23 protein-coding genes and 6 tRNA genes are annotated in these 26,196 nt (G+C 48.3%); 21 read left to right on the top strand and 8 right to left on the bottom strand.

What is annotated here, in order from left to right; genetic code table 11:
- Positions 1-16: 16 nt before the first annotated feature.
- From mqnC to G4V39_RS03335, 7 genes are all read left to right on the top strand, one after another.
- On the top strand, positions 17-1,066 hold the full coding sequence (gene mqnC / locus G4V39_RS03365) for a cyclic dehypoxanthinyl futalosine synthase (protein WP_166033051.1): 1,050 nt from the start codon (positions 17-19) through the stop codon (positions 1,064-1,066).
- 10 nt (positions 1,067-1,076) lie between these two features.
- Positions 1,077-2,279: an amidohydrolase family protein gene (locus tag G4V39_RS03360; RefSeq protein WP_166031590.1), complete on the top strand. Its 1,203-nt coding sequence runs from the start codon at positions 1,077-1,079 to the stop codon at positions 2,277-2,279.
- Positions 2,272-3,102 carry a menaquinone biosynthetic enzyme MqnA/MqnD family protein gene (locus G4V39_RS03355; protein WP_166031589.1) on the top strand — a complete coding sequence of 277 codons (831 nt, stop codon included), beginning with the start codon at positions 2,272-2,274 and terminating at the stop codon, positions 3,100-3,102. The genes G4V39_RS03360 and G4V39_RS03355 overlap by 8 nt, the downstream gene beginning before the upstream one ends.
- On the top strand, positions 3,096-3,797 hold the full coding sequence (locus G4V39_RS03350) for a ubiquinone/menaquinone biosynthesis methyltransferase (RefSeq protein ID WP_166031588.1): 702 nt from the start codon (positions 3,096-3,098) through the stop codon (positions 3,795-3,797). Before G4V39_RS03355 ends, G4V39_RS03350 begins: the two co-directional genes overlap by 7 nt.
- 36 nt (positions 3,798-3,833) lie before the next feature.
- Complete coding sequence (locus G4V39_RS03345) at positions 3,834-5,291, top strand: menaquinone biosynthesis decarboxylase (protein ID WP_166033050.1); 1,458 nt, start codon at positions 3,834-3,836, stop codon at positions 5,289-5,291.
- Entirely contained in the window at positions 5,288-5,839 is a 552-nt protein-coding gene (locus G4V39_RS03340; protein ID WP_166031587.1) for a UbiX family flavin prenyltransferase, read from the top strand. Before G4V39_RS03345 ends, G4V39_RS03340 begins: the two co-directional genes overlap by 4 nt.
- 99 nt (positions 5,840-5,938) lie before the next feature.
- Complete coding sequence (locus G4V39_RS03335; protein ID WP_166031586.1) at positions 5,939-6,280, top strand: hypothetical protein; 342 nt, start codon at positions 5,939-5,941, stop codon at positions 6,278-6,280.
- Between the two features lie 49 nt (positions 6,281-6,329).
- Here the strand turns inward: G4V39_RS03335 and G4V39_RS03330 are convergent.
- Positions 6,330-6,404 (bottom strand) — tRNA-Gln (locus G4V39_RS03330).
- A 180-nt stretch (positions 6,405-6,584) separates the two neighbouring features.
- On the opposite strand from G4V39_RS03330, the gene G4V39_RS03325 reads away from it, so the two are divergent.
- Together G4V39_RS03325 and G4V39_RS03320 are read left to right on the top strand one after the other, a co-directional pair.
- Complete coding sequence (locus G4V39_RS03325) at positions 6,585-6,872, top strand: DUF2325 domain-containing protein (protein WP_166031585.1); 288 nt, start codon at positions 6,585-6,587, stop codon at positions 6,870-6,872.
- A gap of 79 nt (positions 6,873-6,951) precedes the next feature.
- Positions 6,952-7,039: transfer RNA gene (locus G4V39_RS03320), tRNA-Leu, on the top strand.
- Between the two features lie 1,033 nt (positions 7,040-8,072).
- On the opposite strand, the gene G4V39_RS03315 is transcribed toward G4V39_RS03320, so the two are convergent.
- From G4V39_RS03315 to G4V39_RS03305, 3 genes are all read right to left on the bottom strand, one after another.
- Positions 8,073-8,813 carry a hypothetical protein gene (locus G4V39_RS03315; RefSeq protein ID WP_166031584.1) on the bottom strand — a complete coding sequence of 247 codons (741 nt, stop codon included), beginning with the start codon at positions 8,811-8,813 and terminating at the stop codon, positions 8,073-8,075.
- 44 nt (positions 8,814-8,857) lie between these two features.
- Positions 8,858-9,490 carry a LuxR C-terminal-related transcriptional regulator gene (locus tag G4V39_RS03310; RefSeq protein ID WP_166031583.1) on the bottom strand — a complete coding sequence of 211 codons (633 nt, stop codon included), beginning with the start codon at positions 9,488-9,490 and terminating at the stop codon, positions 8,858-8,860.
- Between the two features lie 732 nt (positions 9,491-10,222).
- Positions 10,223-11,065 (bottom strand): PEP-CTERM sorting domain-containing protein, encoded by an 843-nt coding sequence (locus G4V39_RS03305; protein ID WP_166031582.1) that lies wholly within the window; start codon positions 11,063-11,065, stop codon positions 10,223-10,225.
- A gap of 122 nt (positions 11,066-11,187) precedes the next feature.
- Here G4V39_RS03305 and G4V39_RS03300 point away from each other — a divergent pair, with 122 nt between their 5' ends.
- Entirely contained in the window at positions 11,188-11,529 is a 342-nt protein-coding gene (locus G4V39_RS03300) for a transposase (protein WP_166031581.1), read from the top strand.
- Here the strand turns inward: G4V39_RS03300 and G4V39_RS03295 are convergent.
- The 4 genes from G4V39_RS03295 to mobA form a co-directional block, all read right to left on the bottom strand.
- Positions 11,526-12,392 (bottom strand): PEP-CTERM sorting domain-containing protein, encoded by an 867-nt coding sequence (locus G4V39_RS03295; protein ID WP_166031580.1) that lies wholly within the window; start codon positions 12,390-12,392, stop codon positions 11,526-11,528. The genes G4V39_RS03300 and G4V39_RS03295 overlap by 4 nt on opposite strands.
- 1,640 nt (positions 12,393-14,032) lie before the next feature.
- Positions 14,033-14,107 (bottom strand) — tRNA-Thr (locus tag G4V39_RS03290).
- Positions 14,108-14,125: 18 nt separating this feature from the next.
- On the bottom strand, positions 14,126-14,941 hold the full coding sequence (locus tag G4V39_RS03285) for a YkgJ family cysteine cluster protein (RefSeq protein ID WP_166031579.1): 816 nt from the start codon (positions 14,939-14,941) through the stop codon (positions 14,126-14,128).
- Between the two features lie 25 nt (positions 14,942-14,966).
- The gene (gene mobA, locus G4V39_RS03280; RefSeq protein WP_246169787.1) at positions 14,967-15,641 is read right to left on the bottom strand and encodes a molybdenum cofactor guanylyltransferase; all 675 of its coding nucleotides are present in this window, start codon (positions 15,639-15,641) and stop codon (positions 14,967-14,969) included.
- A 152-nt stretch (positions 15,642-15,793) separates the two neighbouring features.
- Here mobA and sat point away from each other — a divergent pair, with 152 nt between their 5' ends.
- The 11 genes from sat to rpmG all read left to right on the top strand — a co-directional run bounded on the left by sat (position 15,794) and on the right by rpmG (position 26,193).
- On the top strand, positions 15,794-17,047 hold the full coding sequence (gene sat / locus G4V39_RS03275; RefSeq protein ID WP_166031577.1) for a sulfate adenylyltransferase: 1,254 nt from the start codon (positions 15,794-15,796) through the stop codon (positions 17,045-17,047).
- 83 nt (positions 17,048-17,130) lie between these two features.
- Positions 17,131-17,595, top strand: coding sequence for an adenylyl-sulfate reductase subunit beta (gene aprB / locus G4V39_RS03270; protein WP_166031576.1), 465 nt, complete (start codon positions 17,131-17,133; stop codon positions 17,593-17,595).
- A 38-nt stretch (positions 17,596-17,633) separates the two neighbouring features.
- Positions 17,634-19,622 (top strand): adenylyl-sulfate reductase subunit alpha, encoded by a 1,989-nt coding sequence (gene aprA, locus G4V39_RS03265; protein WP_166031575.1) that lies wholly within the window; start codon positions 17,634-17,636, stop codon positions 19,620-19,622.
- Positions 19,623-19,760: 138 nt separating this feature from the next.
- On the top strand, positions 19,761-21,011 hold the full coding sequence (locus G4V39_RS03260; RefSeq protein WP_166031574.1) for a CoB--CoM heterodisulfide reductase iron-sulfur subunit A family protein: 1,251 nt from the start codon (positions 19,761-19,763) through the stop codon (positions 21,009-21,011).
- Between the two features lie 2 nt (positions 21,012-21,013).
- Positions 21,014-23,188 carry an FAD-dependent oxidoreductase gene (locus G4V39_RS03255; RefSeq protein WP_166031573.1) on the top strand — a complete coding sequence of 725 codons (2,175 nt, stop codon included), beginning with the start codon at positions 21,014-21,016 and terminating at the stop codon, positions 23,186-23,188.
- An 18-nt stretch (positions 23,189-23,206) separates the two neighbouring features.
- Positions 23,207-24,379: a quinone-interacting membrane-bound oxidoreductase complex subunit QmoC gene (qmoC, locus tag G4V39_RS03250; protein ID WP_166031572.1), complete on the top strand. Its 1,173-nt coding sequence runs from the start codon at positions 23,207-23,209 to the stop codon at positions 24,377-24,379.
- A gap of 86 nt (positions 24,380-24,465) precedes the next feature.
- A tRNA-Tyr gene (locus G4V39_RS03245) sits at positions 24,466-24,551 on the top strand.
- Positions 24,552-24,592: 41 nt separating this feature from the next.
- A tRNA-Gly gene (locus G4V39_RS03240) sits at positions 24,593-24,669 on the top strand.
- Between the two features lie 14 nt (positions 24,670-24,683).
- Positions 24,684-24,759: transfer RNA gene (locus G4V39_RS03235), tRNA-Thr, on the top strand.
- A gap of 50 nt (positions 24,760-24,809) precedes the next feature.
- Positions 24,810-26,009 (top strand): elongation factor Tu, encoded by a 1,200-nt coding sequence (gene tuf / locus G4V39_RS03230; RefSeq protein ID WP_166031559.1) that lies wholly within the window; start codon positions 24,810-24,812, stop codon positions 26,007-26,009.
- Between the two features lie 13 nt (positions 26,010-26,022).
- The gene (gene rpmG / locus G4V39_RS03225; protein WP_166031571.1) at positions 26,023-26,193 is read left to right on the top strand and encodes a 50S ribosomal protein L33; all 171 of its coding nucleotides are present in this window, start codon (positions 26,023-26,025) and stop codon (positions 26,191-26,193) included.
- The last annotated feature ends 3 nt before the right edge of the window (positions 26,194-26,196 follow it).

Below are 26,196 nucleotides of genomic sequence, written 5' to 3'. Positions count from 1 at the left end.
GGGTCAGCTTGAAAAGATCTGCCAAAGGGTCCTTGATGGCCACCGGATCGGCCTTGGAGAGGCCCTCTGCCTTTACCATGAGGCCGACTTGACCAGCCTCGGGGCCCTGGCCCATGAGGTGCGGCTACGCCTTCATCCCCAACCGTTGGTAACCTATGTCGTTGATCGAAACATCAACTATACCAATGTGTGTCTCTCGGGCTGTAAGTTTTGTGCCTTCTTTCGGGCTCCAGGCCAGGATGGAGGTTACGTGCTTGATAAAGAGACCCTTCGGCAAAAGATTCAAGAGACCTTGGATCTTGGTGGTACCCAGATTCTCCTTCAGGGGGGGCTTCACCCCGACCTTGATCTTTCCTTCTATGAGGAGATGCTTCGCTTTATGAAAACAGAGTTTCCGGGGCTTCACATCCACGGGTTCTCCCCTCCAGAGATTGTCCACTTCTCAGAAATAAGTGGCCTCAGTATAGTCAAGGTCCTTGAGCGACTCATTGCCGCGGGGCTTGACTCCATTCCTGGTGGTGGGGCGGAGATTCTGGTGGATAGGGTAAGGGAACAACTTTCTCCCCGGAAGTGCTCAGCCCAGGCCTGGCTTGAAGTCATGGAGACGGCTCACAGGTTGGGTCTTAAGACCACGGCAACCATGATGTTTGGCCACATTGAGACCATCGAGGAACGTCTCACCCATATCCTCCGAATCCGGGACCTTCAAGATCGGACCGGAGGGTTTACGGCCTTTATTCCCTGGCCCTTTCAACCTCGCAATACAGCCATTGATGTTCTCCCGGCCTCGGGAGCGGAATATTTACGTACCTTGGCAATATCTCGGATACTTCTAGACAACATTCCCAATATTCAGGCCTCCTGGGTCACCCAGGGGCCAAAGATTGCCCAGGTAGCCCTCTACTTTGGGGCCAACGATTTCGGTAGCACCATGATTGAAGAAAACGTCGTTGCCGCTACCGGTGTGAGCCATCGCCTTTCGGTAGAGGAGATCAGACGCTTTATTGAGGAGGCCGGCTTTGAGGCCCGACAGCGCCTCATGGACTACACCCTGGTGGAGTCTTAAAACTTAAGCCATGTCCGAACTCAAGATCTTTCGGGCCAAATATATCTACCCTGTTAGCTCTCCGGTTATCGAAGATGGCATTGTCGCCACGGCCAAGGGACGAATCATCGCCGTGGGCCCCTACCGCCAACTTAAGGATCTGGGGGTGGTCTTTGATCTGGGGGAAGTGGTTTTGATGCCAGCCCTGGTCAATGCCCATGTACACCTGGAGCTCTCAGCCCTTAAGTGGCGTCTTACGCCCACCGGATCTTTCATCTCCTGGGTAAAGAGTCTTATTAAGGGACGCACCGAAGTCGGGGAGGATGAGGCCAAAGAGGCAGCCTGGCAGGCGGTTCGAGAGATGTGGCATGAGGGGGTAGGGGTTATCGCCGATATCGGCAATACTCCTTTGGCCTTAAGCGCCCTGGAAAGCTCTCCGGTGGAAGGGATCTTTTTCCGAGAGATAATTAACTTCCGCAACGGATCTCGGGAGTTTAAAGAACTAGTTGGTCTGGGCCGAACCCCGGGAATTCGGATAAGCCTTTCGGCCCACTCACCATACACCGTTTCTCCCCTGCTTCTTCAGGCCATCAAGGCCTGGACTCGGAGTCGACGGTCAATCTTTTCCATCCATGTAGCCGAGTGTCCCGAAGAAGTCCTCTTTTTAAAAGAGGGCTCAGGGCCTATTAGGTTTTTGCTGGAGGAACGAGGCCAGTGGAATCCCTCCTTCAGGCCCCCGGAGATGAGCCCTGTGGCCTATCTTCACTCTCTGGGGCTGCTTGACCAGCGAACCCTTTGCGTCCACGTGGTTCAGGTGGACCTTGAAGATTTAGAACTTATCTCCCGCACGGGGGCCTCAGTCTGCCTCTGCCCCCGGAGCAACACCTTCTTGGGGGTGGGGCTTCCGCCGGTGGAGAGGTTTCTGGCCTTGGGGATTAGGCCTGCCTTAGGCACTGACAGCTTGGCCAGCAATGATCGTCTGTCTATCTTCGCCGAGATGGCTACTGTGGCCCGCTTCTTCCCCCGAATTCCCCCGGAGGAGATCATCAAGATGGGCACCATTTACGGAGCCAGGGCCTTGGGTTTGGAGAGAGACTGGGGAAGCCTGGAGCAGGGCAAAAGGGCGGCCTTCCTGAGCTTAAGGATAGATGGATTGGGACTGGCGGCCGAAGATCTGGCCGGGTTCCTGACCACCTCCAGCCATCCTCCGGAACTTTCTTGGATCTATGGCTAAGGTGACCATCGGCATCGTGGGCTATCTCAACACCTCTCCCTTGCTTTTTACCTTTCGGGAGCTGGCTGAGGCCGCCGACTGGGAGATCATCGAGGCCCCTCCGACCACTCTCAACCAGGCTTTGGCCGCGGGAGAAATAGATATGGGGCTTATTTCCTCCCACGAATACGCCTGCCGGGCCAAAGATTATCTACTGGTGCCCGACATATCCATTAGCGCCACCGGTGCCGTAGGGAGTGTGCTCCTCTTCTCTAACCGCCCTTTGGAGGAGATAGGCTCTGGCCCGGTTCTCCTTACTCGGCACAGCCAGACCTCGGTGGCCCTCCTTAAGATGCTCCTTGAAGATGAGCTGGGAATAAAACCTCGATATTTTGTGGGTAACTGGGCCGAAAGGGAGCTCTTTTGGCCTAGGCCTCAGGCCTATCTTTCCATCGGTGATGAGGCTTTGAGACTCAGGCAAAGCCCCCCTCTCAGGCGAGTTTACGACTTGGCTGACCTCTGGCTTCGTTATACTGGCCTGCCCTTTGTCTTTGCCGTTATGGCTGTCTGCCGTCGGTTTGCCGAGGAAGCCTTAAACGAAGTCTGCCAGGTAACCAAAGCCCTCTATCGCTCTCGTCAAGAGGGGACCCTGCGCCTTAGAGAGATCGCCTGTCAGTGCTCGCGCCTGGTCTCTCTTAGCGAGGAAGAATGTCTTGGCTATCTTCAAGGGCTCGAGTACGATCTCCAGAGTCAAAAGATCAAGGCCCTGGAGACCTTCTTTCAGAGGCTCTTTGAGCGAGGCGAGCTTAGCCAGCAAGTGACTCTCGAATTCGTCCCATGTTAGCCGAAAGAAAAGACAAAAAGCGTTTCGTCAAAGAAAAGTTTTCGGCAGTAGTCAGACGCTATGACCTTGTCAACACTATTACCAGCTTTGGCATAGACCATCTCTGGCGGCAACGGGCCGCCCGAGAGCTTTATCACTATCAGGGCCCTATACTCGACCTGTGCGCTGGAACCCTCCCTCTGGCCCTCGAGCTTGTCCGTCAGCGGCCGCGGGAGGTAATTGCCGTTGACTTCTGTTATGAGATGCTGGCCTATGGAAAGGCCCGCCTCAAGACTGACTCCCAAGAGGACTTAATTCTCTCGGTCTGTGGCGATGGTGAACGCCTTCCTCTGGAAGATGAATGTGTCTGGGGAGCCACGGTAGCCTTTGGGATACGCAACCTTTCCCGGCCAGACAAAGGCCTCTCAGAAATGCACCGGGTCCTTAAGCCCAGAGGTAAGGTGGTAATCCTTGAATTCTCCAGGCCCAAAGGGCTTTTCAGGGGCCTTTACCGTTTTTATCTCTCCCATATCCTCCCCAAGGTGGCTGGAATCATCTCCGGAGACGAGGAGGCCTATCGCTACCTGGCCTCCTCCATTTGGGCCTTTCCCGAACCGACACGTTTCGCCTTTATGATGGAAGAGGTCGGATTCAAAGAGGTAAGCCATCGTCCCCTGACCATGGGAATTGTGACCATATACACAGGAATAAAATAAAGCACCCAATGAGGGCTGATTACCGGAGGAGCCATGATTGCATACAAGGATCTCCAACACTTCATTCAGACTCTGGAGGCCGAGGGAGAACTCCTGAGGATAAAAGACCCTGTAAGTCCAAAATTGGAGATTACAGAGATCACCGATCGGGTTTCTAAGGCCTATGGGCCGGCCTTATTGTTTGAAAATGTCTCTGGCTATCGATATCCGGTGATTACCAATGCCTTTGGTTCTGAGAGAAGAATGTGTTTGGCTTTGGGGGTGGAGAGCCTCGAGTCTCTGGCCGAGGAAATTACCACCTTCATAGAGGTCGAGGCTCCAGATTCCATCGTTAAAAAACTCAAACTGGTGCCGAAGATAAAGCGTTTGGCCAACTCCTTGCCCCGGATAGTCAAAAAGGCGCCGTGCCAGGAGATAGTTCTCAAGGGAGAAGAGGTAGATCTCGACCAGCTTCCTATTCTCCACTGTTGGCCAGAGGACGGGGGGCCTTTCATTACCCTGCCGGTGGTTATCACCAAACATCCCGAAACGGGCAAACGAAATGTGGGCATGTACCGCATGCAGGTCTTTGATAAGCGGACCACCGGCATGCACTGGCATACTCACAAAGGAGGGGCCCAACATTACCGGGTGGCCGAGGCCCGGGGAGAGAGGCTCCCGGTGGCTGTGGCTATAGGTCCAGATCCAGCTGTGACTTATGCGGCCACGGCTCCACTGCCCGATGACTTAGATGAGTTCATCTTTGCCGGTTTTCTGCGCGGAGAGCCGGTGGAGCTTGTCAGGTGCCAAACTGTAGACCTTGAGGTCCCGGCCAACAGTCAGTTTGTCTTGGAGGGCTATGTGGAGCCCGGAGAGAGGCGCCTTGAAGGCCCCTTTGGTGATCATACCGGATACTACTCTTTACCAGACTATTATCCTGTCTTTCATGTTACCTGCCTCACCATGCGCAAAAAGGCCATCTATCCGGCCACTATCGTCGGACGCCCTCCTCAAGAGGACTGCTATATGGCCAAAGCTACCGAGAGGCTTTTTCTCCCCCTCATAAAGCGGACATTGCCAGAGATTGTAGACATGAACCTCCCTATCGAGGGGGTCTTTCACAACCTGGCCTTTGTCTCTATTGACAAACGTTATCCAGGTCATGCTCGGAAGGTGGCCTGCGCCCTTTGGGGATTAGGGCAGATGATGTTCACCAAGATCATTGTCGTCTTTGACCGGGAAGTAAATGTCCAGGATCTTTCAGAATGCCTCTGGCGGATGACCAACAACATTGATCCCAGAAGAGATATCTTCTTTGTCGATGGGCCGGTGGATGCTCTGGATCACGCTGCTCCCCACCTTCATTACGGAAGCAAGATGGCCATAGATGCCACCCGTAAGTGGCCAGAAGAAGGCTTCTTGCGTGATTGGCCGGCCGTAATAGAGATGGACGAGGCCACCAGACAAAAGGTAGAACCCATCTGGCAGAAGATAGTTAAGAGGCTGAGAAAATGAGGCTTTTGGTGGCCATAACCGGGGCCTCTGGCTCCATCTACGGTAAGAAGCTAGTAGAAAACGCCACCGAGGTCGGAGCCGAGGTAGAGGTCATCTTTTCCTCTGCCGGGGAAAAGGTCTATGCCCACGAACTGGGAGAACCTCCCCAAAACCTTGCCTCCTTAGCTAAGGCCATCTATCGGGCGGATGATCTCTTTGCTCCCCCGGCCAGCGGTTCTGCCCCCTATGAGGCCATGGTTATCTGTCCCTGCACTATGGGAACCTTGGCCGCTGTGGCCCAGGGGCTGGCCAGCAACCTTATTCATCGGGCCGCGGATGTCTTTCTTAAGGAGGGCCGTCCCCTTTACCTGGTTGTAAGGGAGACGCCGTTTAATCGCATTCACTTGGAAAATATGCTTCGAGCCTCTGAGGCCGGGGCGATTATCTACCCGGCCATGCCCGCTTTTTATTATCGCCCGGAGACTCTAGAAGAAATGGTTGCCTTTTTTGTCCGCCGACTCCTGGCCCGTCTTGGTCTTCCCGTCCATCATCCCCGCTGGGGAAACTAATCAAAGTTTTAGCTAAGAATCTTCTATAAAAGCAATTTGTTGCCTTTTTTTGTCGAAATACTACCTTTAAAGCAGGTAAAAAGCATAAGGAGGTAACTTATGGCCGAGAAGATCGTCCGTCTTGAAGACATCATAAAATTGGCCCAGGCGGGCAACAGAATAGAGGGAGAGGTAAATCTGGCCCGAATAACAGCCACCTGTAAAGTCCATCCAGAGGCCGAAATCGTTGAAGAAAAAGAGGCCTACTTCTTAAAGGCCATGTTCCGATTCAAGTTGGCCGACCAGGTCTACCGGGTGGAAAAGGTCTATGTCATGGGCTTTTCTGATGAGGATTTGGATACAACCCGGCTGAACAAAAATATTGCCAATAGCCGACTTAAAGAAGATTTCCGGCGTCTTAAGGAGGCCGGAGTTATCCTCGAAGAGAGATATTTTGAATAACGTCTTGGCTGCCCTGTTAAAGGGAAAATGGCCACCAACTGGAAGATTATGGCTCCGGGGCCAGGATTCGAACCTGGATACTGGGATCCAAAGTCCCATGTCCTACCAATTAGACGACCCCGGAAGCCTTTAGAAAATTACCCCTCAAGCCCCGCTTGTCAACTGGCTAAGCTGGTCTTTAGCCCTCTTAAATAATCTACAGGCCGGCTGCCCAAGGCTCAAAAAAGCCGAGAAATAAATCTCCTTGACAATTCCTCCCTCTTTAAGTAATTGAAACTAAAACTCAATTACTTAGGAGGAGGTTATGTGTGTTGTTCTGGTGGGAGGAATGGATAGATTGCGCAAAGAATACGAAACTGAGGCCCGGAAGAAGGGGATCGAATTGCGGGTTTATTCTCGTTTGGTACCGAGGCTTTCTCGAAAGATTAAAAATGTTGATGCCATTATTTTATTTACCAACAAGGTCTCCCATGAGGCCCGCAAGCAGGTTCTTACTGCCCATAGAGAAAATGATATCCCCCTCATTCAGCTCCACTCCTGTGGCCTCTCCAGCCTAAAAAGATGTTTGGCCCAGCTCACTGCCCAGGCCTGATCAAACCGAGTCTTTTGGCCAGAACTTGCAGGGGATAAGTGATCGTGGTAAATCCGTTGACCACAAAGGGCTTCTTTGAGCCGAGGTGGCGGAACTGGCAGACGCGGCGGACTCAAAATCCGCAGGGGCCTAGCCCCGTGGGGGTTCGACTCCCCCCCTCGGCACCAAAATTCGTAAATTCCCGCCATTTTTAAGTCCTCCTTTTTTACGAATTTTAATGGTTACCGTCGAGGGCCTAGTAAATACACGGTAAAAAACTGATCAGGAGGTGGTTATGGCTCACCTCTCTAAGCACTCCACGGGGTGATGGCATAATCTGCTACATTGATGTATCTAGGGGCGATCGAATCAAGACTCTACACTTCTCTAAAAGAGGCGAAGGTGACTTCATCGGTCTGGCCTCAGGGAGGGAGCCATTAAGTTTCGTTGCTGTACCGCCGAGGATCTTGCCGAGGGTAGCCCTTGATCTCATCTCCGACCGTGACAGAGGACTTCTCACCGCGATCCTTACCGATCAGATCCTTGTCACCCGAACATCGATGAGACCGCGAAAGATTACATGGAGTCGCCCTGCAATTTGTGTGAGGCGTATCCTCTCCATCCCGGGCTTCTATGCCTGTCGCGATAATAAAACTATAATTTCCTGAAAAAAAGACTCCTCGAACAGAAACTTGCCGTATCCACCGTAAATCGCTGTTTCAGGATCTCAGGCGTATCGGCGATCGCGAGGGGGCAACAGTTGCGCCCTTACAATTCCTTCGATTCTGCCGAAAATGTTCGTCAAATGAAAAGTTCCAGCCCTAGAAGAGGTCGAGCGGGTGCTTGAAAGAAGCCTGCAAATCTCGCCTTCTTTACGTTGGACATCCTTCTATTTTCGCCTTCGGATGGGGCCCAGGCGTTTCGAGATCCTTGTACTCAAATGGGAGTGGATCAATCATTGGGGGAGAAGAGTTCTCACGGTCAAAAAGACCCTGACGAGAAAACCAGAACATAGGTCTCGGTGAACGCCTCTTCCGCAAGCTTACACCATCGAGAGTATTTTATAGAATCATCCACTTGGTTTTGTATAAATTTCATGAGGACCTATCTTAAGTTGTACACTCCCTCTCCTTATAAGCTTTTCCTGTCACCTGTCCTTTTCTGGGAGCAATGAGTTTCTCCATGAACTTTACAGACAGTAAGACAAACGTTAGAAGGCATTTATATGTCCTTTTCTGGAGAGTATATTTTCTTTCGAATCCAAAAAAGGGCCCCAAAGGATAACAAACAATATGACAGACCCGAGGGTTCAGGAACCGGTGCAACAGCTGTTTTTAAGGTAATTCCCGCAACTCTTAGTCGAGATTCATAATCTCGACCATAATCTTCAATTACAATTTTTGTTAAAAGACTGTTAAAAAAAGTAGAGGGGATAGAGACAGTCAATAAATCTATACGTCCGGGTGTTCCCCATTGATCAGAAAGAACCCAATACACATCAGGGGTCACATCAGGACTACTAACGCTATTTGCGTAGGTGCCATCGTTCCAATCTCTGACATTTAATCCACAATATAAATCATATAAAAAACCAGGGGTATTACTGCCATCAAAATAAAACTGGATACTTCCAGAATGATAACCGGGTATTCCCCAGGATGTATTAATAAGAAAATAAACTTTTGTGATCTCAGAAACGTTGTTTATTGGAATAATCAAAGGATCAGGATTGCTATCAGAGAACAAATAAAAGTTATTCCCAATAGAAGGTATATCGAAGGGTATACCACCCAAAGGAGAACTCGGTCGAGAATTTGGAGGTATTTGATAGTTAAAATCATAATTAGCATTAGCAAAACTTTGCGTATCTATCATGATAAAAGTAGCATTAGCTCTAAGTGAGCTAAAACAGAGAGCTATAAGGCAGAGAACTATAAGGGAGAAAAAATTGTTTATTTTCATGATACCTCCTCCCTTTTTAGTTTTTTTTAGTCCGAGATAAAAAACTATTCGACCAAATTGTTTTTTTTATATTTTCTACAAAGAGCTAAAGCTTCAACCAAAGAGTTAACTTGTAACTTTTTATAAATATTTTTAAGGTGAACTCGGACCGTCTGATAGCTTATATTTAACATGAGAGAAATTTTTTTAGGGGCAAAGCCTTGGCATAAATACTCAAGAATCTCTCGCTCTCGAGGAGTTAACTTTATGACAAAGTTGATCTCATGTTTTTCTCTAAAAGTCATTAAAATCCTTTTTGCCATTCTGGGAGAAATAAATGCACAATCATTTACGACATTTTCTATGAGACTTGTTATTTCATTAGGATCTGTTTTATTCTTCAAAATATAACCAACAGCACCATACTTAAAGGCAGAAAAAAGCTGATTTTCATCCTCATTATTAGATAAAACGATCATTTCTATATTTAGTCCCTTGTTAAGGACACGCTTCATTAATTCAATTCCTGACATGTCAGGAAGATCTAAATCAACAAGCACCACATGTGGCTCCTTTTTTAAAATGGCTTGTAAACCACTTTTACCACTGGTATAAGTACCTAAGATATTTAAACAGAATGAGTTTAAATATGTAATTAATTTCTTCAAATAAAGATGATCATGTTCAATGATTATCACCTTTAGTATTTTCATTTTATAATAAAAAAGAGAGAAAAAATAGAAATAACCCCCCTTTCAGGCTTTTAGGGAAAGTCGAAGGGGTTGTCTATACCTCAAGTGGGGTATTTTCGGAGGAGTTTTAAGTCAATCTAAAGTTATTTTGTTTTTTTGGCGATAGGGGACTTTAGTAGTATTAATGGGGGCATTAAATAGTCGACATCGTTAAGGATCCGTTCCCATTTTTCGACAAAAAATAGGAACGGATCCCTATGGATCCTTTGAACATGTTGTCTAAAAAATGCTCTCATTAATAAATAATTTCAATCACTAATTGTCATAATTCCACTATGTCCTTTTTCCCCTCACTTTGGTGCAAAGTCAAAGAAAATATCGTATTTGACCAACGACGAGAGACCGCTTAAAAACTTAAGCTGACTATTGAATGGTCACTAATTTGTGGCCCTGTTTTCTAAAATTTATAAACTTTTCCTTTATTAGTTCATAAGGATATCCAGTCTCGATATGAACCAAGTATCGTAAGATCAATCTCTAATGCCAAGTTTTATTTAAAGAACAAAGGTCAGCCCAAATTCATGATACATTTTTTATCACAAATTTCATTCTCACATTTAATAGAATTTCTTTTAATTGTCTATTCTACACAAGAAAAAAACAAAAATTAACAAAAAATGAAACAAAGGCGTTCTTTTAGGATTTTATTCTAGTTTGTTTAAGATTGGGATTATTTTTTCATTCTTTTTTTTTAAAACTAACTACTGAAGTGCAGAGACCTGTAAATAAGAGAAGTATAGTTGATGGCTCAGGAACCTCAGCACTAACTTCCATTTTATTTGTAACAGGAAAATTATTTGGATTACTAAAATTCCCTTTATTTACTACTTTTGTTTTCTCAAAGAAAATAAGTACTCTACCTCTAATATATGACTCATAAAGCCAACTTTTTTGGTAAAGTTTGAATCCTGTCCCTATTTCTGCAAGGGAAGGGATAACAGGCATTTCAACTACTCCGATCGAAGTGTCTATTTGAAAATATCCTTCCTTCGTTTTTTTATCGCCATCGAAGTCCTTTATTGCAGAAATATTCCAACTACAAATTATATTACTAACCCCTCCCTGCACACTTAGTTGTTGTTTGAGAGGATTGATAGAAACTGCCACACTTTGTGTAATGGGATCCTTATCTCCTATGTTTATCATTCCTTTGGCACTGCCCTTCCAAATATCTGTTCCTACTGTACCATCGATGTCAAGTGAAATTTCGGGATCACTACTTAATGTTCCTTCATAGTTTATATTAATGGGGATTCCAGAAATAGAGCCAGATAGAACCCCTATCCAGCCTTGATTATTGGTTTGAGATGTATACAAAAGATTTCCATCGATATTACCAAAAAATTGAGTACCTAGTATCCATACGTCTGTATCGACTATGATAGATTGTAATAGTATATTGATCTCGGTCTTTAGAGTTTTTACTTCATTAGCGGTCAAAGGAATTGCATATCCCTTGACAGGAAGACAAAATAAAAGAGTTAAAAAACAAAGACGACAACCTAATATCCACTTAGACATTTGTTCTCCTCTTTCCTTAATTTTCTGATTTTACCTCTTATATTAAGAGAGACCTTTGCAAAATTTCGTGAAAAGTTCCATTTCTCATACTAGTATTAGCAAAAACTAAAGGGATTTAGATAATGTTCAAGAAAAACAGCGGCCAGCTCACCATAGGAGAACATCTCATCTACCAAAATCTGCCCGAAGATATCCTCTCTCACATCAATAAGCTCATCAACTGGCAGCCTTTCGAACAAATCCTTGGTGCCCTCCACTCTGCCAAAGTCAGCCGTAAGATCTACAAGCCCATCATGATGCTCAAGATACCCATCCAGGGCCGAAAAGGATCATGGGCAAAGAGAACCTCTTTTACCGCCAAATTTCTCGCTCTTGGCACAGACTTCTCCCGGATTACTTCTAAACCCTCTGTGCTTAAACATCAGCTCGCTCAAAGGACTTTGAACTCAGAGCGGGAGAATTAAGAAATTTTAGGTTTTAACTTTTTTCTAAGTCCCGCAAGTCCTGCAAGGCCAGAGCTAAGGAGAAGGAGGGTAGAGGGTTCGGGAATAGGAGTAATTCCGCTTCCGCTTACATTGAAGTTTACAGTACTTGTAAGGTTAAAGGGGTCACCCACTGATGCTATGGCACCAGTTTCAAAATCAGCTCCATAGATCATTACCATCATTTCATACCCAAGAGTAAATGAGTCACCCGGCCCAAATCTACCTAAAGCAAGATAACCATTATACGGTGCAGATTGAAAATATGCGTCATACCAGAATGAAAAGCTAGGATTTAATACAACATCTCCACTTTGGGTTAGAGTATAACCGTTAGCATTTCCACCTTCTAATGTGGCATCAGATTTCCATATCGACACGCCATTGAGTAAAATATCTATTTCATATTTTGAGTGTTGAATTAGACCCTGACAAGTGCAGTCATCCCATATCCCAAGAGTTACTTCAGGAATTTGGAAGAATAAACCATATTCTATTGCATGAGATGTGGGGTTGGTAATAATCGTAGAAGAGGTTGCTTTTGCAGTGAAATAGTAAGCCTTCAAAGATCCTGCACCAAACTCAGAATGTACAGCAAAAATCCCACTTTCATCGGCATAGGATGACGCTATTCCACCCCATGAAGATTGGACCTGCGATTGTATCGCTCCTCCACCTGCAGTCTTGTAATCACTATCTTCTTCCAGAATAGGTAAGGAGGGAGGATAATCATCTAAATAGTAATAAGCTTTAGTTCCAATAGTAAGGGCCTTAGCCCCTTGCGGGATAAAGAAGACCAATAGGATCAAAAATGATATCATCACCGTTCCCTTAAGATATCTCATTTTTTCACCTCCTTTCTTATGTAATAGCTTTTTATGAAAAATTTATATTAATAATTTCCCTCTATTAAGGGAAATTAAAAAGACTTTTAATCACTCAGAGGCTATTGTCAACTGTTATTGCAAGCGATTTTGCATTCCTAACTGCAAAGCAAAAATGTCGCTCAAATCCTCATCTTGCAGATCGGCTTATAGGAAATTGAGGGATGGGAGAAAATTTATGTAAGCAGATAAAATTTTGAAAAACTAGGAAGGATAGCCATACCAGACAAGAACTTCCCTTACCTTGACGAACGGCTTCTACCCCCTGCAACCTCTACCTCTCCTTCGGAAACCTTAAATTGAAAATTCCCAGAGCCCGAATCGTCTACTTTTCCAGGCCGCTACCACAAATAACCCTTAAGCCTGACCGGTTTGCCATCTTTATCGATGCCAACTGGAGAGATCAAAGATCCTGAAACTAGGGAGGCCTGAAAGATCTTTCATCTTTGTGGCTTTGGCATAGATTTCAAAGTTCCAAGCATATCCTGGGGCTCCTTCAGGGCCGAGAGTCCAAAGCCTTTTGGATCGAGGTCCTTTAGGATCTCATTAACCGAGGCCTTAAAAGCCCCCTCTTTTTGTAACCCACGATTTCTGGGACTCACTAGAGTTATAAGCAAGCTCTTTCCCTCTGCCAGGCATCAGCTCTGTCTCATTCATCTTCAGTGAAATTTAAGGACTAAGCTCCCAAATAAAGCCTACCGGAAAGAAAGGTCCCTTTTTGCCATTAGGATTGCTCAGGCCGAAAGGAGGGCGAAAAGCTTTTTGCCGACCTCTGCCAGGTGGTCAAGGAAGAACACTAAACTTGGGGAAAGGGTTTGAAAGAGAAGGCATCTCATTATCTGACTTTTCTGGATTATCCTCAGGAGTGCGCAAGCACGTTTATTCTACCAATGCAGTAGGAAGCATTAATGCGGGCTTAGAAAGGATGGCCGTGGATCTTGGGAATTATTTCCCCCCGGAGAGGACCTTGGAAGTGAACTTGTTTTTGTTCAGGTGGTTAATCTTCTGGACAAATGGTGGCGCAGGCCCATGCCTACGGTACAAGCGGTAAGTTACGAACTTCAGCAGAAGTTTATCTTGACCTACGAGCTTGAAGCAGTGCTTTAAAAAGACAACTTTGCCTGAAAAACTTTACACAAAATTCCCCTAGGACCCCTGATCGCACCAGTTTCCAAGCTTCGTCCCATTATCGTCGAATCAATGGCTCAGCCTCCCGGATGAATTTCAAAAGGAAAAGCCTCACCTTGTACTCCAGAAAGAACCCGCCTCCGGGGATTAGCTAAGGGGATAATGATCTCCGGTGACCAGGAGACCAGATCTGGATACAGCCCGGAATCGGGACATCCGGTCTCGCTAAGTTGGCAAACTCTCTCATCTCCAGCAGTTCTAAGGCTTCTTCCGCCTTTGCCATCTTGGCTCCTTTCTTACCATGTTCTACCTAGTCTACACCGGAAAGCCCCCCGAGCGTCGCCTGGCTTCTGAGGAAAGAATTCCTGATCAAAATTGCCTGCCGATTGCCTGCAGAGCGCGGGCAATTTGGGCATCCCATCAGATTTCACGAAACTGATTTCCAGGAAAGGCTTGATATTCCTGGGAAAGGTTGGAGCCGGCGAGGGGATTTGAACCCCTGACCTGCGGATTACGAATCCGCTGCTCTGCCGCTGAGCTACGCCGGCCTGGTGAAACCTAAATGGCTAAAGTGGTTTTACCTTCTTCTTGGGGCGTTTGGCCTCTTCGCGCAGACGAAGGGGGCCTTCATTATATAAGGCCTTCTTTAACCAAAGAAAACCGAACTTAAGGAGCTCAAGCTCACTTTGGCGGATTTTTTCTACTGTTTGTTCATCTACATCGTAAATCTCCAGAAACCGGCTACCAAAAACAAAATCTCTGAAGCGATCTACATTGGTAGAGACCATAAAGAACATCTCCAGGGTCTGAGGATGAACCTTCATGGGCCCCAGGGATTCTTTCTTCATGATGATTTCCATCCAGTCTTGATTGAATTCATCGTATTCCACTGCTCCTTGGTTCTTCCGCCACTCAGCAATAGTCCACTCTTTACCCCGGCCCATTCCCTGACAAAAACCCTCTTTGACAAAATAGTAGAACTCCTCGTTCTTTTTTTTGTCTGTATTGCGAAACATTCCCATGCCGATGGGGTAGTAACGGCAGGAGACCGGCCGGTCTGGATACACAGAACAGCCTCCATCTAGAAGGAAAGGACAGAGTTTTTGTTCCCCTTCCATCTTAAGACGGGCCACCGGGAGTCCTGAACGGGGAAGGATGAAAGGCTCTGTGTACTTGAGGAGAAATTCATCACAACTTAACCCCAGATTATTTTTGAGCCGGATGATGTCATATGGTGTAAGACAAATAAAGAGGTCTGAGCAACATTCAGTAAAGCAAGGCACGCCCTTGTCGCAAACAAAACGGAAGCGGGTCTTTTCTGTCAACTGGACGGGAACAATAACCTTGTCCCGGGCGGTTAGTTTATGTTCGAACTTACCCATGTTTGCCTCCCCAAGTTTTGTCCATTTAAAGCCTCCCTAAGGCCTTTGTCAATCTACTGACATCTTCAGGATAGTTTATGTTCAAAAAGCTTGTCCCCTGAGGATCAAGGCTTCGCCAGAGTCTTTCCGAAACAAGGTGCCTCCTTAGGCTACTCAAAAGTCTCTGGAGAGAAAGCTCTTTTCTTCTTAAATGATTTCTGGCCTGTTCCAGGATTGTTCGACGATAAAGGCCGAGGAGAGGCTGGGGGCGGCTTTTGTAAACAGGGATAATAGCTTCCGCCGGACTCTCTTGGGCTAGATGAATTAAGCCTTTTATCAGTCGGGGACAAATAGCTGGCATATCACAGGCAGTCACAAATACCCATTCAGAGGGGAGAGATTCAAGGGCTGTTAGGAGACCTACTAGAGGGGTCTGTTGGGGGTATAGATCAGGAAGAATTTTTCGTCCGCTATCCTTATAATAATAAGCTTGATCCTTTTTTAAAATTATACAAACAGGCAGACCGCTTCTTTCCAAAGCCAAACAAACCCGTTCCACAAAAGAGACACCCTGCCACTTAAAGCGGGCCTTATCTTTTCCGAAGCGGCGACTTTGCCCCCCGGCTAAAACAGCCCCGTAAACAAAAAAATCTTGACTTCTCTGGGGCCTAATGCAAAAAGAGGAACCGGATTTTTCAGAAACTGATGAGAAATTATTCACTAGGGTTTTAAATATATCAGCAATATAGCGTTTAAACAATTATAGCCCCTTTTTCCGCTTGACATGGAAGACATTGTTCCATATAAATACCCTGGCAAATGAGTGAAGATTCATTTATTTAATCCATAAAATTTTGCAGAAAGGAGAGGGTCATGGCTCTAGTTAACCCCCATGGTTCAAAGAAAAAGTTAACCCCGCGCCTGCTCCACGGGACGGAAAGAGAGGAGGAGATAAAGCGGGCTCAAAATCTTCCCCGTATCGAGATTGGCTCCCGCGAAAAGGGTGATCTCCTCATGATTGGTATGGGGGCCTTCACTCCCCTTACTGGTTTTATGGGTAAGGAGGATTGGGAAGGTGTTATTTATGAGATGAAGCTTCGCAAGTCTGATCCGGGCACTATGTGGCCCATTCCTATTTGTTGCTCCATTGATGCTGAGCAGGTCAAAAATGTGAAAGAGGGTTCAGATGTTGCCCTTTGGGATAAGGAAACCGGCACCCTCATGGCCACCATGACTGTAGAAGAGGTCTATCAACTTGATGAAAAGGCCAAGCGTGAGGAGTGTATCCACGTCTATAAGACCGATGATATGGAGCACCCCGGGGTGGCCATGGTTATGGGCCAGGGTGAGTACAATATCGCTGGTCCGGTGAAGGTCCTAACAGAGCTGGATTATCCTGAGAAATACGGCGATTACTACCTCCATCCGGCACAGGCCCGGGCCATCTTTGAGGAAAAGGGCTGGAGCACGGTGGCCGCCTTTCAGACCCGGAATCCTATCCATCGCTCTCATGAGTATCTCACCAAGGTGGCGCAGGAAGTCTCTGACGGCGTCTTTATCCATGCCTTGGTGGGTAAGCTTAAGCCCGGCGATATTCCCGCTGATATCCGTATGAAGTGCTACGAGGTCCTTATAGATAAATACTACAATAAAGACCGGACTGTCCTTGGTGTTTATCCTCTGGATATGCGCTACGCCGGGCCCAAGGAGGCCCTTTTGCACGCCATCTTCCGTCAGAACTTTGGCTGTAGCCATTTAATTGTTGGTCGTGATCATGCTGGTGTCGGTGACTACTATGGAGTCTTTGAGGCTCAAGAGATCTTTGACAAGCTATGGCCTGGGGCCTTGGAGCTTCGCCCCCTTAAGATGGACTGGACTTTCTATTGCTACAAGTGTGAGGGTATGGCCTCTCTTAAGACCTGTCCTCACGGCAATGAGGATCGTCTGGTCCTCTCTGGCACCAAGCTTCGTCGGATGCTGGCCGAAGGTCAGGTTCCTCCTCGTGAGTTTAGTCGTCCCGAGGTCATAGAGATCTTGGTTAAGTACTACCAGGAGCTGGCCCAGAAAGGGGTCAAGGTGGAGATCAAGAAGGGTGCTTACGAGGATCTACCTGGTGCCAAGAAATAATTAAGGGGGGTGAAACTCAAAGGGGGAAGAGAGGGCTTTTGTAGGGCTAACTAACCAAAAACTCTTCTAGAAGGAGGTAGAGTATGCCGAGTTATGTCAATCCAGAAAAGTGTGACGGGTGCAAGGGCGGAGAGAAGACGGCCTGCATGTACATCTGCCCTAATGACCTGATGATTCTCGACACCGATGCGATGAAGGCTTATAACCAGGAGCCGGATCAGTGTTGGGAGTGTTATTCTTGCGTTAAGATTTGCCCGCAGGGCGCTATCTCTGTGCGCCATTACTCTGACTTCGCTCCTATGGGCGGTACCTGTCAGCCAATGCGGGGTACTGATTCTATCATGTGGACCATTAAGTTCCGTAATGGCGTGGTGCTGCGCTTCAAGTTCCCTATCCGGACTACCCCGGAAGGTGAGGCTGATCCTACCGTGGGTAAGCCTGATCCCAGTCTCGATGCCATTGGTGACAATCGTCTTTTCACTGAAATCGCCGATGGTGTGACTCCGGCCACTCCGGAGAATCCTGTGGCTATCAAGTTTGCTGGCTAATGACATCAATCTAAAAAGTTCATATAAGGAGGTAGACTATGGGTAAGATTCATTCTTATAACCCGGGGCTTCCCTGTGCGGAGCCTGAGATTGTCGAGCTGGAAACCGACATTCTCCTGGTCGGTGGTGGTATGGCTGCCTGCGGCGCTGCGGTTGAAGCCGTACGGTGGGCCAAGCCGGCTGGTCTAAAGATTCTTTTGGTAGATAAGGCCGCCATGGAGCGTTCTGGTGCCGTGGCCATGGGGCTTTCGGCTATTAACACCTACATTGGTGAGAACAAGCCCGATGATTATGTCCGGATGGTTCGTTGTGACCTGATGGGCATCATCCGAGAGGATCTTTCTTTCGATGTTGGCCGTCATGTGGATGATACTGTTCATGCTTTTGAGGACTGGGGTCTTCCTATCTGGAAGAAGACCGACGATGGTGAGACTCTTGACGGTGCCGAGGCCAAGGCCCGTGGTCTTACTCTTCGTGGCGGAGCCAAGCCGGTCCGTTCTGGTCGCTGGCAGATCATGATCAACGGTGAGTCCTATAAGTGCATCGTGGCTGAGGCGGCCAAGAATGCCCTGGGGATGGAGAATATCATCGAGCGTTGCTTCATCGTTCGTCCCCTTATGGATGCCAATGAGCCCAATCGCTGCTGCGGTGGTGTTGGTTTCAGTGTTCGTGAAAACAAGGTTTATATCATCAAGGCCAACGCCACTTTGGTGGTCACCGGTGGCGCGGTGAACATCTTCCGGCCCCGTTCCGTTGGTGAGGGTATGGGCCGTGCCTGGTACCCTGTCTGGAATCCGGGCTCTGGTTACGCTATGACCCTGATTGCCGGTGGTAAGCTGGTTCTTATGGAGAACCGTTTTGTCCCGGCTCGTTTTAAGGATGGTTACGGTCCGGTTGGTGCTTGGTTCCTCCTCTTCAAGGCCAAGGCTAGCAACGCCTATGGTGAGGATTACATCGCCAAGCACAAGGATGAGCTTGACAAGTTTAAGCCTTACAGCGAGGCCTCAGTTATTGGTACCTGTCTCCGTAACCACGCCATGCTCATTGAGATGAAGGAAGGCCGTGGGCCTATCTACATGCACACTGAGGTGGCCCTTCAGGAAGCGGCCAAGACCATGGATAAGAAGCGCTTTAAGCACCTCATTGCTGAGGCCTGGGAAGACTTCCTTGACATGTGCGTTACCCAGGCTGGTCTGTGGGCCTGTCTGAATATTGAGCCTGAGAAGGTACCCTCTGAGATTATGCCTACCGAGCCTTACTTCCTCGGTTCTCACGCCGGTTGTGCTGGGGCTTGGGCCTGCGGTCCGGATGAGGACTGGGTCCCGGCTGAGTACAAGGAGCCCTGGAAGGAGATCGGTCTTTACAATCGTATGACCACGGTCAAGGGCCTGTTTGTGGCCGGTGACACCTGCGGCGCCTGTGGTCACAAGTTCTCTTCTGGCTCCCATGTTGAGGGCCGTATTGCCGCTAAGGCCATGATCAAGTTCTGCCTCGACAACAAAGACTTCAAACCCACTCCGAAGGAAAATCCTGAGGAGCTCAAGAAGGAGATCTATGCTCCTTGGTATCGCTTCGAGGAGTTCAAGGGAGCTACCACGGCCTTTGAGATCAATCCTAACTACATTCTGCCCAAGCAGTGTCAGTTCCGGCTCCAGAAGATCATGGATGAGTATGTGGCTGGTGTAGCCACTTACTACCAGACCAACAAGATTATGCTGGAGCGGGGCCTTGAGCTTCTCGTTATGCTCCGTGAGGATGCGGCCAAGATGGCGGCTCGAGACCTCCACGAGCTTATGAGGGCCTGGGAAAACTACCACCGTATCCTTACGGCTGAGGCCCATCTCCGCCACATCCTCTTCCGCGAGGAGAGCCGTTATCCTGGTTACTACTATCGGGCTGACTTTCTGAATATCGACGATGCCAACTGGCGTTGCTTTACGCTCTCTAGTTTCAATGCGGAAACTGGCGAGTGGACCTTGGAGAAGTTCCCATACATCCAGATTATTCCTGATCCTCTTGGACCATAAATGAGTGGTCTAAACGGTTAGAAAAAGCTCCAGGCACCAATTGGTGCCTGGAGCTTTTTAATACGGTCCTTTGAAGCGGAGGTTCGCGCGTTAGCCTCTGGCTCAAAGGATCGAAAAATTTCAAATCTGGAGGAAGATATGGCGGAAGGAAAGATACTGGTCATCGGCGGGGGTATAAGCGGTATTACGGCCGCCGTGGAGGCTGCAGAGGTTGGCTATGAGGTCATCCTCTTAGAAAAGGCCCCTTATCTCGGCGGTCGAGTGGCCCAGTTGAACTATTACTTCCCGAAGCTCTGCCCACCAACCTGCGGTCTGGAGATAAACTTCCGGCGAATAAAGGAAAATCCTCGGATCACCTTCTACACAATGGCGGAAGTTAAAGGAATATCTGGAGGGCCTGGAAACTATAATGTCTCGGTAAGTATTGCCCCCCGGATGGTTAACGAAAACTGTACCGCCTGTGGGGCCTGTGTGGAGGCCTGTCCGGTGGAAAGGGATAGTGACTTTGACTTCGGACTGGGGAAGACTAAAGCCATTTATCTTCCTTATCCCATGGCCTTTCCTCTTTATTACGTCATTGATAAGGCAGCCTGTCAGGGGAAGGGATGTGCCAAATGTGTGGAGGCCTGTCAGTATCAGGCTATCGATTTAGATATGGCTCCGCAGAATCTGGACCTCACGGTAGATTCCATTATCGTGGCTACGGGCTGGAAGCCATATGACGCCACCAAAATGGATAATCTAGGCTACGGCCGTTTCGCCAACGTGATCATCAATATGCAGATGGAGCGGATGGCCTCTCCTAACGGGCCCACGGGAGGAAAGATCCTTCGTCCTTCCGATAATCAGCCTCCTAAAAAGGTGGCCTTTGTTCAGTGTGCCGGAAGCCGTGACGAAAACCATCTTCCTTATTGTTCTTATATCTGTTGTTTGGCCTCCCTTAAGCAGTCTCTTTATCTGCGGGAGCAATACGAAGATGCTGAGGCCTATATTTTTTATATAGATCTTCGGACTCCGGGAAGATATGAAAAGTTTCTCAACCGTGTTCAGGAGGACGAAAAGGTTCACTTTATTAAGGGTAAGGTGGCCAAGATAGAGGAAGATCCTCAGACCAAAAATCTCGTTGTTACTGCTGAGGATACGGCGACGGGTAAAAAACACCAAGAGACAGTGGATATGGTGGTCTTGGCTGTAGGAATGCAGCCAAGTATCGAAGGGGCCAACCTGCCGGGTGATGTAAGTCTTGACCAGTATGGGTTTGTTGTTCCTGATGAGGCTAAGGGGATTTTTGCCTGTGGTTGTGCCCGGATGCCCCTTGATGTCATGACTTCCAATGAACAGGCTACTGGTGCGGCCCTTAAGGCCATCCAAACCATTGTAAGGAGGTAACAATGGAAAAGATCGGTGTCTATATCTGTTCCAGTTGCGATATAGGAGAAAGGCTTAATCTTGACGACCTAGCTCAGGCAGCCAATCAGTATAACCCGGCTGTTTGTAAGACCTTGCCTTTTCTCTGCGGTAAAGAAGCAGTTGAGACCATTAAAGGAGATATTTCTTCAGAGGGGCTGGATTCAGTGGTCATCTGTGCCTGCTCTCCGCGGGTAAACTACGATGTCTTTGATTTTGATGGCGTTGCGGTGGAGCGGGTGAGTTTGAGGGAGGGGGTGGTCTGGAGCCGTCCTGCTCCTGCTGAGGGCGAGTGGGATAACGAGTATGTCAGCTTTGAAGATGAATTGATGAATCTGGCTAAAGATTATATCCGGATGGGCGTGGTCAAGATGCAGAAATATGCCCCACCGGAACCCTACAAGCCAGAAGAGGAGCTCTGTGAGACCATTCTGGTTATGGGGGGTGGAGTAACCGGGCTTACAGCTGCTTTGGAGGCAGCCAAAGCTGGAAAAGAGGTGGTTCTCGTAGAGAAGGAGTCTGAGCTCGGGGGATATGTGGCCAAGATGAAGAAGATGCTTCAACCCACTCCCCCGTTTACAGATCTTCAAGAACCCATTACTGGAAAGCTGATCTCTGAGGTCAAGGCCAACTCCAACATCAAGGTCTATACCGGAACCACAGTGACTAAGATCTCTGGAGCCCCGGGCTTCTATAATGTGGAACTTTCAAATGGTCAGACAGAGCGGATAGGGACCATTGTGGTGGCTACCGGTTTTAAACCTTATGACGCCTCTAAGCTTGAGGAGCCTTACGGGTTCGGCAAATATCCCAACGTAATTACCAATTTCATGTTTGAGGAAATGGCTGCCAAGGGGGAGATCACTCGACCCTCTGATGGTCAGCCGGCCAAAAGTGTGGTTTTCATTCAGTGTGCCGGGCAGCGGGATGAGAATCATCTTCCCTACTGCTCCAGTTTTTGCTGTTTGGCCTCCCTCAAGCATGCTCGCTATTTAAGAGAGCAGGACGCCGATGCCCGGGCCTACATTATTTATAAAGATATGCGGACCATGGGCATCTATGAGAACTTTTACAAGAGTCTTCAGGATGATCCGGGGGTCTTCCTCACCAAAGGAGAGATCGCCTCTATCTCCGAAGGTTCTGATGGTGCTTTGGTAGTAGAGGTGAAGAATACCCTTATTGGTGAGGATCTTTCTATCGATGCTGATTTGGTGGTTCTGGCCACCGGTATTGAACCGACCACCAAGGATGATCCCATTGTTCCTCTGGAATATCGTCAGGGACCGGGATTCCCAGAGCTGGAGCTCTTTTATGGCTATGCGGATTCTAACTACATTTGTTTCCCTTACGAGACCAGGCGGACGGGTATTTATACCGCTGGCTGTGTCCACCAGCCCATGATCGCTGGTACGGCCATGGACGATGCTGCCGGGGCGGTGCTTAAGGCCATCCAGTGCCTTGAGGCCATTAAGGTTGGACGCGCCGTGCATCCACGGACCTGGGATTACGCCTATCCGGAATTTTATTTCAAGCGTTGTACTCAGTGTAAGCGTTGCACGGAGGAGTGCCCCTTTGGGGCCCTTGACGACGATGAGGCCGGGACGCCCAAACCAAATCCCACTCGTTGTCGACGTTGCGGAACCTGCTTTGGTGCTTGTCCGGAGCGAATCATCAGCTTTAAGGACTTTAGTATCGACATGGTGGGATCCATGATCAAGGCTTGGGAGATGCCCGAGCCCGAATACGGACAGTTCCGGATCTTGGCCTTTGTCTGCGAGAACGACGCCCTTCCCGCTTTGGATATGGCGGCCATGTATAAGCAGAAGATTCCGGTGGAGATTCGTTTTATCCCTGTGCGCTGCTTGGGTTCGGTAAATGTGGCCTGGATTAAAGATGCCCTGTCCACCGGTACCGACGGAGTTCTCTTGATGGGCTGTCGTTATGGGGAAAACTATCAGTGTCACTTCATCAAGGGCTCGGAGCTAGCCAATCGGCGGATGGAAAATGTCGGCGAGACCCTTCAACAGCTAGCCCTTGAGTCTGAAAGGGTGCAGCTTGTTCAGGTGGCTATTGATGAGTATTTCAAGATCCCCAAGATCCTTCAGGATTTTGTGGCCACAATTAAGGAGCTGGGAGAAAATCCATTCAAAGGTTTCTAGGTCTAGGAGGGCTTATATATGGCACGACGTGTTCAACCAGATCTGGAGTTTATTAAGGGGATTCAGAAGGCCGGGGGGACCACCCTCAAAAAGTGCTATCAATGTGCCACCTGTGCGGTGGTCTGCCCCCTTTCTCCTGACGAGGGTCCCTTTCCTCGTAAAGAGATGATTTGGGCTCAGTGGGGGCTCAAGGATAAACTGGCCACAGATCCAGCGGTCTGGCTGTGTCACCAGTGTGGTGATTGTAGTGCTTACTGTCCTCGGGGGGCCAAACCGGGTGATGTCCTGGGGGCTATCAGGGCGATGGCCATCCGGCATTATGCCAGCCCCAAAGCCCTGTGGACGATGTTTAACGAACCCGGTTATCTACCCTTTCTTTTCGCTGTGGCCTTTGCCATCATCATTGGGGTTATGGTGGCTTACCATGGTGGCTTTGAGATCCCGGAGGGTCCAGTAAGATACTCTGAGGGCTTCTGGCATGGTTTTATGCCGGTGGTCTTGGTAGATGCTATTTTCCTCCCTCTGGTGGGGTTAGTAGCCCTCTTTTCGGCCCGAGGAGTGATCAATCTTTGGAAGGATCTTTGTCAGAGCCAGGGGATCTCCCCTAAACTTAAGCCTTCAGCTGGAGAATTTTTGGATCTCTATGTTTGGCCTACCATTGGTGAGATCCTCCAGCACACTAGATTCCAAAAGTGTGGAGCGACCAAGGAGAGGGCTACAGGGCACATGATGGTCCTTTGGGCCTTCATAATACTGTTTGTGGTTACCAATATCGTCTTTATTGGGGCAGACTTTCTGGGGTTTCACACCCCATGGAAGATATACAATCCAGTTAAAATCCTGGCCAATGTGGGAGCGGTACTCCTTATTGTGGGGATTTTTATGATCCTCTCCATGCGTCGGGAAAAAACTAGTCAGGGCATTCTTCAATCTTCATACAATGACTGGCTCCTTATCTGGCTGATTGTGACTGTAGGGCTCTCGGGGCTTGGTGCGGAACTCCTTCGTCTGGCCAATATCAAATTTTTGGCTTATCCGGTCTATCTACTCCACCTAGCCAGTGTATTTGTTTTATTTCTTTCCCTACCTTTTTCTAAGTTTGCCCATCTTCTTTACCGAACTACGGTAATGGTCTTTGAGCGTTATTCTAATGCTCAAAAAGCGGCAGCGGCTTCAGGGGAGGGACAGTAAACCAAAGGGCTTGACTAGGTTAAAAAGGCCATTATAATGGCCGGTGCAAAACAGGCTGAGTCTTTACTCTCAGCCTGTTTTCGTGTGGAGAGGTTCCCGAGTTGGCCAAAGGGGCCGGACTGTAAATCCGGTGGCGAAGCCTTCGGAGGTTCGAATCCTCCCCTCTCCACCATCTCTTGGACTACTTGATTTCTTGGTATAATATTTTGGAGGGCGGGAATAGCTCAATTGGCTAGAGCATCAGCCTTCCAAGCTGAGGGTTGCGGGTTCGAGTCCCGTTTCCCGCTCCATTTTTTCTTTTTTGGCCCACGTAGCTCAGGCGGCAGAGCACTTCCTTGGTAAGGAAGAGGTCACCGGTTCGAATCCGGTCGTGGGCTCCACTGCTGTTTTTTTAAGGCCGTTGGCCTATTTTTTATAAGGAGGCCCCTTTATGAGCAAGAAGAAGTTTGAGCGTCGGAAGCCGCATGTGAATGTAGGTACGATAGGTCATATAGATCATGGTAAGACGACGTTAACGGCGGCGATAACGCGGGTTTTATCGACGAAGGGGTATGCGGATTTTGTTCCGTTTGAGAACATAGACAAGGCGCCGGAGGAGCGTGCTCGTGGGATAACGATAGCGACGGCGCATGTGGAGTATGAGACGGATCGTCGTCATTATGCGCATGTGGATTGTCCTGGTCATGCGGATTACATAAAGAACATGATAACGGGTGCGGCGCAGATGGATGGTGCGATTTTGGTGGTAGCGGCGGATGATGGTCCGATGCCTCAGACTCGGGAGCATATATTGTTAGCGCGTCAGGTTAATGTTCCTGCGGTGGTGGTATTTTTGAACAAGGTGGACATGGTGGATGATGAGGAGTTGATAGAGTTAGTGGAGTTAGAGTTGAGGGAGTTATTGAGCAAGTATGAGTATCCTGGTGATGATGTACCGATAGTGAAGGGTAGTGCGTTGAAGGCGTTGGAGTGTGGTTGTGGTGATCGAGGTTGTCAGTGGTGTGGTCGGATATGGGAGTTGATGGATGCGGTTGATGAGTTTATACCTGAGCCTGTTCGTGAGGTGGACAAGCCGTTTTTGATGCCGATAGAGGATGTGTTTACGATAAGTGGTCGAGGTACGGTGGTTACTGGTCGTGTGGAGCGAGGTGTTATAAAGGTTGGAGATGAGGTGGAGATAGTTGGTTTACGTCCTACGCAGAAGACGGTAGCGACTGGGTTAGAGATGTTTAGGAAGGTATTGGATGAGGCTTTACCTGGTGACAATGTAGGTGTTTTGTTGAGGGGAGTTAAGCGTGAGGAGGTTGAGCGTGGTCAGGTATTAGCGCAGCCTGGGAGTATAACGCCGCATACTCGCTTTAAGGCGGAGGTTTATGTATTGACGAAGGATGAGGGTGGTCGTCATACGCCGTTTTTTAATGGTTATCGTCCGCAGTTTTATTTTCGGACGACGGATGTGACGGGTGTAGTGACGTTGCCTGAGGGGGTGGAGATGGTGATGCCAGGAGACAATGTGGAGTTAGAGGTTCAGTTGATCAAGCCGGTAGCGATGGAGGAGGGTTTGCGTTTTGCGATAAGAGAGGGAGGCCGGACGGTAGGTGCTGGTGTAGTTACCAAAGTCATCGAATAAGAGGTCTTCGGTTATGGCTAAGAAGGGTGAGGCTCGGATAAATATTTTGCTTCAGTGTACCGAATGTAAGCGGCGTAACTATATAACCTCCAAAAACAAAAGAAATACGCCAGACAAGCTTCAGCTTCGCAAGTATTGTCCTTTTGATCGGCGTCATACGGTTCACAAGGAGACAAAGGCTTAATTA

This window comes from Thermosulfuriphilus ammonigenes (genome assembly GCF_011207455.1).
Lineage (GTDB): Bacteria > Desulfobacterota > Thermodesulfobacteria > Thermodesulfobacteriales > ST65 > Thermosulfuriphilus > Thermosulfuriphilus ammonigenes.
This window is presented reverse-complemented; position numbering and strand designations above follow the sequence as displayed.

Bases quoted from the DNA above. Each gene is read 5' to 3' on its own strand.
- aprA (WP_166031575.1), top strand. From the start codon at position 17,634: ATGGGTAAGATTCATTCTTATAACCCGGGGCTTCCCTGTGCGGAGCCT.
- G4V39_RS03260 (WP_166031574.1), top strand. From the start codon at position 19,761: ATGGCGGAAGGAAAGATACTGGTCATCGGCGGGGGTATAAGCGGTATT.
- qmoC (WP_166031572.1), top strand. From the start codon at position 23,207: ATGGCACGACGTGTTCAACCAGATCTGGAGTTTATTAAGGGGATTCAG.
- G4V39_RS03295 (WP_166031580.1), bottom strand. From the start codon at position 12,392: ATGAGATATCTTAAGGGAACGGTGATGATATCATTTTTGATCCTATTG.
- G4V39_RS03255 (WP_166031573.1), top strand. From the start codon at position 21,014: ATGGAAAAGATCGGTGTCTATATCTGTTCCAGTTGCGATATAGGAGAA.
- G4V39_RS03350 (WP_166031588.1), top strand. From the start codon at position 3,096: ATGTTAGCCGAAAGAAAAGACAAAAAGCGTTTCGTCAAAGAAAAGTTT.
- aprB (WP_166031576.1), top strand. From the start codon at position 17,131: ATGCCGAGTTATGTCAATCCAGAAAAGTGTGACGGGTGCAAGGGCGGA.
- G4V39_RS03305 (WP_166031582.1), bottom strand. From the start codon at position 11,065: ATGTCTAAGTGGATATTAGGTTGTCGTCTTTGTTTTTTAACTCTTTTA.
- G4V39_RS03315 (WP_166031584.1), bottom strand. From the start codon at position 8,813: ATGAAAATAAACAATTTTTTCTCCCTTATAGTTCTCTGCCTTATAGCT.
- G4V39_RS03300 (WP_166031581.1), top strand. From the start codon at position 11,188: ATGTTCAAGAAAAACAGCGGCCAGCTCACCATAGGAGAACATCTCATC.
- G4V39_RS03360 (WP_166031590.1), top strand. From the start codon at position 1,077: ATGTCCGAACTCAAGATCTTTCGGGCCAAATATATCTACCCTGTTAGC.
- G4V39_RS03340 (WP_166031587.1), top strand. From the start codon at position 5,288: ATGAGGCTTTTGGTGGCCATAACCGGGGCCTCTGGCTCCATCTACGGT.
- tuf (WP_166031559.1), top strand. From the start codon at position 24,810: ATGAGCAAGAAGAAGTTTGAGCGTCGGAAGCCGCATGTGAATGTAGGT.
- G4V39_RS03285 (WP_166031579.1), bottom strand. From the start codon at position 14,941: ATGGGTAAGTTCGAACATAAACTAACCGCCCGGGACAAGGTTATTGTT.
- G4V39_RS03325 (WP_166031585.1), top strand. From the start codon at position 6,585: ATGTGTGTTGTTCTGGTGGGAGGAATGGATAGATTGCGCAAAGAATAC.
- G4V39_RS03355 (WP_166031589.1), top strand. From the start codon at position 2,272: ATGGCTAAGGTGACCATCGGCATCGTGGGCTATCTCAACACCTCTCCC.
- sat (WP_166031577.1), top strand. From the start codon at position 15,794: ATGGCTCTAGTTAACCCCCATGGTTCAAAGAAAAAGTTAACCCCGCGC.
- G4V39_RS03335 (WP_166031586.1), top strand. From the start codon at position 5,939: ATGGCCGAGAAGATCGTCCGTCTTGAAGACATCATAAAATTGGCCCAG.
- rpmG (WP_166031571.1), top strand. From the start codon at position 26,023: ATGGCTAAGAAGGGTGAGGCTCGGATAAATATTTTGCTTCAGTGTACC.